This window comes from Microcystis sp. LE19-84.1B, from assembly GCF_027531875.1.
Lineage (GTDB): Bacteria > Cyanobacteriota > Cyanobacteriia > Cyanobacteriales > Microcystaceae > Microcystis > Microcystis panniformis.
This window is the reverse complement of record NZ_JAPZSR010000197.1, coordinates 1-8,282: the sequence shown is the minus strand read 5'-3', so window position 1 is coordinate 8,282 and position 8,282 is coordinate 1. Positions and strand designations below refer to the sequence as shown.

Genomic DNA, 8,282 nt, shown 5'->3' with positions numbered 1-8,282 from the left:
AGCGTCTTTAATTGCTTTGTCTTTACGTTGTCTTGACACTTTAAGATGAAGCCTAGCTACTTTTATCCGTTGCTTGTGATAGTTTTTAGACTGTTTCTTTCCTTGACGAAACTTTTTGGATAATCGTCGTTGTGCTTTTTTCAGTCGTTTTTCTGACTTTCTTAAATAACGTGGATTCTCTACAGTATTGCCTTGAGCGTCGGTATAAAACTCTTTTAACCCTAAGTCAATTCCTGTTATTTGTCCCGTCGGTTTATGGTATTCTTGCCGTTCTACGTCAATCAAAAAGTGGCAATAATAACCGTCAGCACGTCTAACAACTCTTACCCGTTTAATCTGTTGCCCTGAATAATAAACTAAGGTCTTTTGACTACACCATAAATCAAATTCTCCTGCTTTAAAACCATCAGTGAACTTGATTTTACGTCTATCATCAGATAGTTTGTAACCCGTTAGTTTATACTCAACCGAACGGCTATGCCTTTTGAACCGGGGAAAACCCTTTTTCCCCGGTATCTTAGCATGACAATTCTGGTAAAACCGATTAATTGATTGCCAGGCTCTATCAGCAGCCGATTGACGTGCTTGAGAGTTTAATTTATTTACCCAAGGTGTCTCTTTATTGTTAGCTAGTACCGCACAAAGTTTTTGGAGATCATTGCGGGTTGTCCCTTGATTGTCCAGCCAATAACGAACACAAGAGTTACGCACAAACTGAGAAGTTCTGATAGCTTCATCAAGTTTCTGATATTGCTCTGGTGTTCCGTTTTTTAGCTTCGCTTCTACGACTAGCATTTAACAATCCTCGACCATTGGTTAATTTGATTATAACACAGTTTACTCACAGATGGTAGAATTAAACCGATGCTCCGTTGCTGATATTCTGGTCGGATTTCATCCCCAGCAAAGGTGAGCATCTTGTCGAAAAATCTAGCGGGGGCATTCATCCGACATTTTAGGTAAACAAGGTTTCAAATCTCGAATCTCCGCGATAAAGAATTTTGACGACGCTGTTCTACTTCTTCACAAAAATTTCTAAAATCTTCCTCAGGAAGATCTTCCCAAATCCCCGCAAACTTCATAATTTCCTTACCTTCAGACGTAAGATGAGTTTCTAGGGCATCTTTGAGTCGATTTAAAACACCCTCTAGAGAACTATCTTGGTAATCAATCGGATCTAATTCAGGAAATTTGACTAAATATCCATCGGGATTTTTCGAGATGACAATACTAATTGTATTGACCATTTTAAGCCCTCCTATCTGACTCTAAATTTTCAGTCTTGTTGTTTTTTATCGATGGTAAATAAGGAATCAAACCTTTGCGGAATGCCTCTTCTTGTTCAGCTATGCCAAAGTGTTTGTAGAGTTCGCTTGTTAACTTAGTTGTTTACGGTTGGCAAACCAAACAACATATTCTCTCAAAAGAGGATTGCTTTCGATATGTTCGAGAAGTTTATTCATGGCTCAAAAAAGTAATATCTCATTATATCACACTTAATTCTCTGTTAATTTATTTCTTGGAGATGTCTATTAGGCCAACTCTGGTTTTAAAAAAACGGTTATAATCAGGGACGACTGAAGTCGTCACTACGAAACGAGAAGCTTGTAAACTAGACTTTCTAAAATCCTATCCCTCTGCATCTCCCCACCACCAGTCAGGTTTTTCTGTTGGGTTCCAGTTTTAGGATAAACCTCGAAAATGTGATGCTCCCCCCAAATAGACATTTGCCTCGTTTAAGGTTAGACTGAGCTTAAGTGGGAATATTTGTCTTTGCTTATGTAAGTAGGTGGGTGGAATTAAATATAAGATGAACGTAGGTTGGGTTGAAGCATGAAACCCAACGCCCGATTATGTTACGCTACCGCTAACCCATCCTACAAATAATTGTGCCTCCCTACTTAAGTCGGGACTAATAAATCCGATGCTATCTATATTTCTATAGTTTTTTTATTACAATCTAACAGGAGTTTAACTTATGAGTCAGATAGCTATCGATAAAATTTACGAGACAGATTTCTATCAATGGACAATGAAACAAGCCCAAGCATTAAAAGAACAAAATGTCCAAGAATTGGACTGGGAAAACCTGATTGAGGAGATCGAAGCTTTGGGACGTAGTGATTATCAAGCAGTGGTCTCCTTACTAACTCGAATTATGCAACACTTTCTGAAGATTGATTATGCTAATAAGCCTGAGTGTAATCGCCATTGGCAAGCCGAAATCAAAGCTTTCTCTAACACTCTTAAGCGTCGCTACAGTCCATCAATGAAGCCTAAGCTAGAAGTAGAATGGCAAGGGATCTATTCGGATGCAGTTGACCTGTATTTGATTGACTATCCCCCTTCTAACATCCCTGAAACCTGTCCTTATCATTTTAATGATTTATTTTGATGCCAGAAACTCACCTTGATTTCTTAAAACTTAGGCAATTCCGCAGGCTAGAAGCCTGTTCCACACAGGTTATATTTACCTCGTTTACCTCGTTCCCAAGTTCTACCTGGGAACGCCATTTTTAGGTTTACCTGAAGAATGATATATATGAATAAGACAGAGCCTAAATCCTCTGGTTCCAAGGCTCTGCCTTGGAACCAGAATACACAGGTTATATTAGAAGTCTGTTTCACCATTAAATGAGATTAGAAATTATGTTTACCACTAAACCGATAACTACTGCTACTAAGATAAAAGAGAGGATGGAATGAAAGAGTGTCATGCGTCGCATGGCAACGCTTTCAACGGATACGTCCGATGTTTGGTAACACATGGCAATGGTAAAAGAATAATACATGAAATCCCAATAATCCACCAGTTCTTGATTGGGAAAGTCTAAACCTTTGCGGTAAGCGGATGAATCTTCTGCGGATAGTTCATCGTAGTAGAGTCTGGCATAATACAGAGCAAAAAAAGTATGTACCAGAGTCCAGGACAAAAAGATTGCTAATAGGGATAATCCCATGTGCAAATTCGTCAACAAGGGAGTCCATTGCTTCGAGTTGTTGAGCAATAAAGAAAGAGCAATTAACCCCATACCAGAAAATAGCAGCACAGCAAATAAAGTGCTAATACTCTTGGGTTCTTGCTGTTGAGACAAGCGAAAGGTATCTTCCGCAGTCGCTTTGGACATTTGCACTGCTAAAACACTCAAATAACTTAGTATCGCTAGATCGTAAGCCAAGAGAAACCGCAATTCCTGGTAAAATTCTCCCGTGATTAAATAAACGAAAATTGCCACTGTCAGCGTGAATAGAAACCGGTTGATGGGAGAAGTCAGCCGAAAAATCATTTTTTGCTTGGCGGTCATTTTTAAGAGCCTTGATTTTCACAGATATAGTTTAGTTGAAACGGTATGGGTTTCTCAGGATAGCCTAGCAGTCAATTCTCCGGTGAGGGCAGTAAACTGGCCCCTCTCTTCCCTTCGGGTAAAAATTCTCGATCGAATTGGCAATTTAGTCCTAGACAAAGCCTAATCAGTGGCGCTGCTCGTACCTGAAATAGAGACTGCGAGCCTGTATTTTGGAACTTTTAAAGGTATTTGCGATATTTTTTCAATCGAGCTTCTCCAATAACGGCTAGGCGCTGGACATCGGCAAGGTATTGCTCCAACTCAGCGATCGCCTGCCTTTGCCCCGCTGCCAACTCTTGCCATTGTGCCTCAGACTCTGGGGTTTTGGGGAACGCCACCGGCGCACCACTGCCGGTGCTGGCAGCGCAATCTATGGTTGCTGGACTGTGGACGTACCACCGCCTCAGCCAAGCTGAACCGATCGCTGCCACCGGCTGTAAGGCGGCGAGGCGATCTTCTAGTTTCTCGATCGATTCAGCCTGCTCTTGACACTGGCGCTGCCAAGAATTGACGGGTAAGGCTTCCAGCTGCCGATAAACTAAAGTTTGGCTCGTTATCTCTTTTAGAGGATTTTTATCATCTTTACTTTCTCCTAGCTGGGGACTGATCACTGTTTGGTTCTGTCCCATCTTTGCATCGGCCAGATTTTCCCTCACCGGCAATTTTTCTTCCGGGGGACGGGGAACTTGTTTTTCCGCTTTGAATTCGGCTTTCTGGGGGACTTCTGCCCCTGGGTTCGCTGAAGCTGCGGCCTTGCCGATCGCAGTTGCCAGTTCTTGCTCTAATTGCGCGGGAGAAATTTTCCCTTCAGCAAAGGTGACAATGATTGAGTTAGCCAAGGGGTTGATGCGGACGCTGGTAACGCCTTCTAGGGCGGCGATCGCTCCCTGGAGAATATTTTGTCCTGTTAGGTTTTGGCGCAGGGAAGGGACGCGCAAGCGGATTCGCCCAGGAAGTGAGCTAACCACTTGATAGGAGATTCCGGGGGTAGCATTTGCGGAAAATTCAGACGTGCCACCAAATACCATAATAATTTAGCCAATAAGCATTGACAATAGGAACTTTATCATCTTTTACAGTAGATTTATTGAGACTCCCTTGGCTGAAAGCCGAAGGGATTGCAGAGGTCTTGAAAAAGCGGGATAAATCCCCGCTGCTCGCCAAGACATTGACTGCGAATTCTTTGAGCGCGACGACGCAATGGTGTCCCAAATATCCTAACCCACAGACTAAAAATTGCTCTAGTTTTAAGTTGCCATTACTGAAGTTAGGAGAGTTCACATTTCCCTGCGACTAATTTTTAGTTTCTGGTAAAAACTGAATGATATGTTTTCTAAATTCGTCGGCGACTTCTTTGGCCTCTTCTAAATACTTTTCATAGCGATGGGGATCTTTTAAAATATTAATTCCCCCTTGATTAAAGTCTTTTTTTTCTGCCCATTCTCGGGCAATTTCTTCAATGGGGTCGCAACAGAGATGAAGTGCCTTCTCAACGATTAGCTCTTTCAAATGTTCGTGCATATATTCCCGGGTCATTGTCGAACTCCTCCTTGATACTTTCCTTGAGATTTTAAAGGAGGGGGCTAAGAAAATGCCCCCCTACAAAATTGCAGTTATCGAGTGGGTTTCTCGATCGGTCAATTAGGGATTAGGATTGGGATGTTTCCTCTACGGAAGGGATTTTAGTCGTATTTCTTGCCACCTCTGTTTCCGCTTTCGCTTCCGCCACTAAATCTTGCCAAGATTGACCGGCTTCGGCAAAAGTAGCTTGCAGTTTTTCACTAGCTTCCATCCCTAATTTGATACCGCTTTTGGCCGCATTGCGACCTGTATCTGTAATGGCTTTGCCGGTCTGGGGACTGGCTAAACTAACTAGGGAACCCAATACTAAAATTGCGACGACTCCAACACCGCCAACAACCAGTAATTCTTCCATAAAAACCTCCTGAATGAGTTGTTCACTATTAACTGTCTATTTTTCGCTAGTTGCCTTAGCTTTTTTAGCGGTTCTGATTTCGGCCTGTGCTTCCGCTACCAGATCGTTCCAGGATTCGCTGGCCTCAGCCAGATAGGTTTGCACGGTGTCAGCGGCTTCTGCGCCCCACTTGATTCCCTGTTTGGTCATGTCGCGCCCAGTTTCGGCGACCTTTTCCCCAGTTTCAGGGTTGCTTAGGGCCCCAATAGCGGGAGCGATCGCCAGTGCCGCCAAACCAACCCCTAGGGCGAAAATCGGTTCAATACCTAATAAAAATTCCATGAGACCTCACAAATTTGCTCGATTTTGGATTTTGTTTGACTGTTAGACGTTCGCCGCATCTCGATAGGTCGTCTTCTCGCCACCGAGAGCCGGGCGCAAGCCGTTCAGTCCGGCTAAAATTGCCGAACCATTATTGATGATAATTGCTAGGAGCGGATCGAGGGCAAAGAGAACCCCCACCGCCAGCGCCCCCAGGTTAGGAATGCCCACAATTAAGGCATTTTGGTAGATAATGTCCATCACTTCCTTGCTGATCCCGATCGCATGGGTCAAGCCGCTGAGATCGTTATCCATCAGTACCACGTCGGCAGTTTCCCGAGCGATATCGCTCCCTGCGGCAAAGGAAATCGAGACATCGGCATAGGCAAGAGCGGCGGAGTCATTAATGCCATCGCCGATAAAGGCAACGGTTTTCCCTTGCGCTTTCAGTTGCTGCACCACTTCCACCTTCCGTTCTGGGAAAGCTTGGGCGTGGACTTCATCCCGGCGCATTCCTAACTCTTGGGCCACCGCATCCGCTACCTGCTGCACATCGCCGGTGAGCATATGGGTGCTGATTCCTTGCTTGTGTAACTCAGCAATTACCCCAGGGCTTTCGGTGCGGATCGGATCGGCATACATGATAACGCCAATTAGGATGCCATCCCGGGCCACATAGGCCAGAGAAACGCCTCCCGTCTTAAACTGCTCACTGGCACTAATGTCGATTCCTTCCGTTTTCATAAAGCGGCTGCTCCCCACCAGTAGCTGCCGCCCTTCGATTTGGGCAACGACTCCCAAGCCAACCCGATAATCCCACTCCTCGCAGGTTTTCGTTGCCGTCCCCTGTTGTTGGGCCTGTTGGACGATGGCATGGGCGACGGGGTGGCTCAACCCCTGTTCCGCCGAGGCCGCCAGACAGAGAATTTCTGCCGGAGTAACTCCCTCGGCGGTAACTTGAATGTCGGTGACGGAAGCATTGCCCTGGGTCAGGGTTCCCGTCTTGTCAAAGACGACGCAATCGACTTTTGCTAACATTTCGATCGCCCGGCCGCTGCGGATGTAAACGCCGGTCCGGGCAGCGTAGGTTAATCCCGCTAAGACGGCGGTGGGGACAGATACGCGGATGCCGGTGCCGAAGTCGAGGGTGATAATGGCCGTTGTCCGGGCTAAATCTCCCGTGAAAGCAAAAATGCCGGCCCCAATCAGTAGGGTGGGCAGCACGGCAATGTTGGCAAATTTGGCGGCATAGTTTTCTACGCGAGTATCATGGACAGGAGCGGCTTTCATCAGTTCCACGACTACCCCGGCGCGGGTATTATTCCCCGTCCTTTCCACGAGAATTGCCAATTGTCCTTCTACTAACAGGGTGGAAGCATAGACCTCATCATCTACTTCCCGGTGGACGGGAACCGATTCTCCCGTCAGTTTCTGTTGGTCAATTAATCCCTGTCCCCGGATAATCTTGCCGTCAATCGGGATTAAGTCTCCCGGATAGACGATGACGATATTACCGGCTTCTACCTCTTTGAGGGGAACTTGTACTTCTGTGCCGTCCTGTTCGATCCAGGCGTATTTGCCCAAACTGTCCAGTAAATCTAGGGTCTGGCGTTCGCTGGAGCGAGCGGTGACATCGCGAATTACTTCCCCAGATTCGATCAAACTGATCATGAAGGCGGGGGGGATGAAATGGCCCTGGGCGGCGCTGAGGGTGATGGCAAGGGAGTCGAGGAAATCGACGGTCAATTGTTTTTCTTCGCTGATGGCTTGCCAAGCTCGACCGTAGGCGGGCAGACAGGCGGCTAAAATTAACCCCCCAACGAGCAAGGGAGGCAGTTCTAGGGGAAAGGCGACAAGAGCGAGGGCTAAACTGGCAGCCGGAATGCCCAACCGCTCCCAATAGTTAATTTCGTGGGATGTTGGTGCTGTCGCTGCCTTGGTGGTTAGGAGATAGCCGCGATCGGCCTCTTCCATCGAGAGTAGGATATATTCCCGTAGTTGTTCGGGGGAAATTTCCTCGTAATTGTATTCAATAATCAGGGATTCAGCCGCCTCATTGCAGCGAACTTGTCCGATGACATTACTATCCTCTAATATTGCCACTAAGTTGCTGGCATAGTCAGGATCGTAACCCAGGCGCTCGATCTTGACCCGCCAGCGTCCTTCGAGGGAGTGAAGGAGTTGATAGTCTTGGGAAAACTTGACCCGAGCTACGTCGAAGGGTTCGTGAGCTTTGGGGACAATTGCCGCGGTTTCGTTAAGTATGTCCGGTTGGACAATTACTTTTTCTGTAGTGTCTGTGAAGGTCATCTTGATGGGTGTTGGTTAGTATATGCCTGACACTGGCATCAACCATTTTTTATTGTCAGGAGGGAAGACGGGGAATCAACCCGGAACTCGTGTCTGCAAGCAGGCTGTCTGTACTTCGTCGAGATTAGTGGCAAACCCCAGTATAGTTGACATTACCGTGCTGAAGTTTAAAGACGCGATCATTGTTGTCTAAACTAAAGCTTAGAGGAGTACCAGCTTGACTCTTGCCTTTAAAGGTATTATTGCCCTGATATACTTTAGACGTTCATAATCTGAGATTTATTAAACTTCTGAAATCGTAGAGTGAGCAAGGAATCCAGTTCTTTTTTATGTTTCAGGTGGGCATCATTCAGACATTCATAAATAGCTGAAGAAAAGTCAGAAAAGTT

At 45.8% G+C, this 8,282-nt stretch carries 10 protein-coding genes and 1 pseudogene; 1 reads left to right on the top strand and 10 read right to left on the bottom strand.

The features are described from left to right. The coding region (locus O9324_RS11600) for an RNA-guided endonuclease InsQ/TnpB family protein (RefSeq protein ID WP_288140263.1) at positions 1-795 on the bottom strand (795 nt) is incomplete at its 3' end. A 176-nt stretch (positions 796-971) separates the two neighbouring features. Continuing rightward, a complete protein-coding gene (locus O9324_RS11595; protein ID WP_288140262.1) occupies positions 972-1,247 on the bottom strand; it encodes a hypothetical protein in 276 nt (91 codons plus the stop codon). Positions 1,248-1,978: 731 nt separating this feature from the next. Here O9324_RS11595 and O9324_RS11590 point away from each other — a divergent pair. Further along, on the top strand, positions 1,979-2,395 hold the full coding sequence (locus tag O9324_RS11590) for a DUF29 domain-containing protein (RefSeq protein WP_288140261.1): 417 nt from the start codon (positions 1,979-1,981) through the stop codon (positions 2,393-2,395). 235 nt (positions 2,396-2,630) lie between these two features. Here O9324_RS11590 and O9324_RS11585 read toward each other — a convergent pair whose 3' ends face one another. The 8 genes and pseudogenes from O9324_RS11585 to O9324_RS11550 form a co-directional block, all read right to left on the bottom strand. Continuing rightward, positions 2,631-3,305, bottom strand: a complete 675-nt coding sequence (locus tag O9324_RS11585; RefSeq protein ID WP_288140260.1) for a DUF1345 domain-containing protein — start codon at positions 3,303-3,305, stop codon at positions 2,631-2,633. A 221-nt stretch (positions 3,306-3,526) separates the two neighbouring features. Beyond that, entirely contained in the window at positions 3,527-4,375 is an 849-nt protein-coding gene (locus O9324_RS11580; RefSeq protein WP_288140259.1) for an HMA2 domain-containing protein, read from the bottom strand. Then, a complete protein-coding gene (locus O9324_RS11575; RefSeq protein ID WP_287627786.1) occupies positions 4,353-4,628 on the bottom strand; it encodes a hypothetical protein in 276 nt (91 codons plus the stop codon). Before O9324_RS11575 ends, O9324_RS11580 begins: the two co-directional genes overlap by 23 nt. Positions 4,629-4,640: 12 nt before the next feature. Then, a complete protein-coding gene (locus O9324_RS11570; RefSeq protein ID WP_002783846.1) occupies positions 4,641-4,883 on the bottom strand; it encodes a hypothetical protein in 243 nt (80 codons plus the stop codon). 112 nt (positions 4,884-4,995) lie between these two features. After that, positions 4,996-5,283: a DUF5132 domain-containing protein gene (locus O9324_RS11565; protein ID WP_002785349.1), complete on the bottom strand. Its 288-nt coding sequence runs from the start codon at positions 5,281-5,283 to the stop codon at positions 4,996-4,998. A gap of 36 nt (positions 5,284-5,319) precedes the next feature. Further along, a complete protein-coding gene (locus O9324_RS11560; protein ID WP_002742126.1) occupies positions 5,320-5,604 on the bottom strand; it encodes a hypothetical protein in 285 nt (94 codons plus the stop codon). 42 nt (positions 5,605-5,646) lie between these two features. After that, positions 5,647-7,893 carry a heavy metal translocating P-type ATPase gene (locus O9324_RS11555; protein ID WP_288140258.1) on the bottom strand — a complete coding sequence of 749 codons (2,247 nt, stop codon included), beginning with the start codon at positions 7,891-7,893 and terminating at the stop codon, positions 5,647-5,649. A gap of 257 nt (positions 7,894-8,150) precedes the next feature. Continuing rightward, positions 8,151-8,282 (bottom strand): annotated as a pseudogene (locus O9324_RS11550) (IS630 family transposase); the annotation flags it as partial.

Bases quoted from the DNA above. Each gene is read 5' to 3' on its own strand.
- O9324_RS11570 (WP_002783846.1), bottom strand. From the start codon at position 4,883: ATGACCCGGGAATATATGCACGAACATTTGAAAGAGCTAATCGTTGAG.
- O9324_RS11565 (WP_002785349.1), bottom strand. From the start codon at position 5,283: ATGGAAGAATTACTGGTTGTTGGCGGTGTTGGAGTCGTCGCAATTTTA.
- O9324_RS11580 (WP_288140259.1), bottom strand. From the start codon at position 4,375: ATGGTATTTGGTGGCACGTCTGAATTTTCCGCAAATGCTACCCCCGGA.
- O9324_RS11560 (WP_002742126.1), bottom strand. From the start codon at position 5,604: ATGGAATTTTTATTAGGTATTGAACCGATTTTCGCCCTAGGGGTTGGT.
- O9324_RS11585 (WP_288140260.1), bottom strand. From the start codon at position 3,305: ATGACCGCCAAGCAAAAAATGATTTTTCGGCTGACTTCTCCCATCAAC.
- O9324_RS11595 (WP_288140262.1), bottom strand. From the start codon at position 1,247: ATGGTCAATACAATTAGTATTGTCATCTCGAAAAATCCCGATGGATAT.
- O9324_RS11555 (WP_288140258.1), bottom strand. From the start codon at position 7,893: ATGACCTTCACAGACACTACAGAAAAAGTAATTGTCCAACCGGACATA.
- O9324_RS11590 (WP_288140261.1), top strand. From the start codon at position 1,979: ATGAGTCAGATAGCTATCGATAAAATTTACGAGACAGATTTCTATCAA.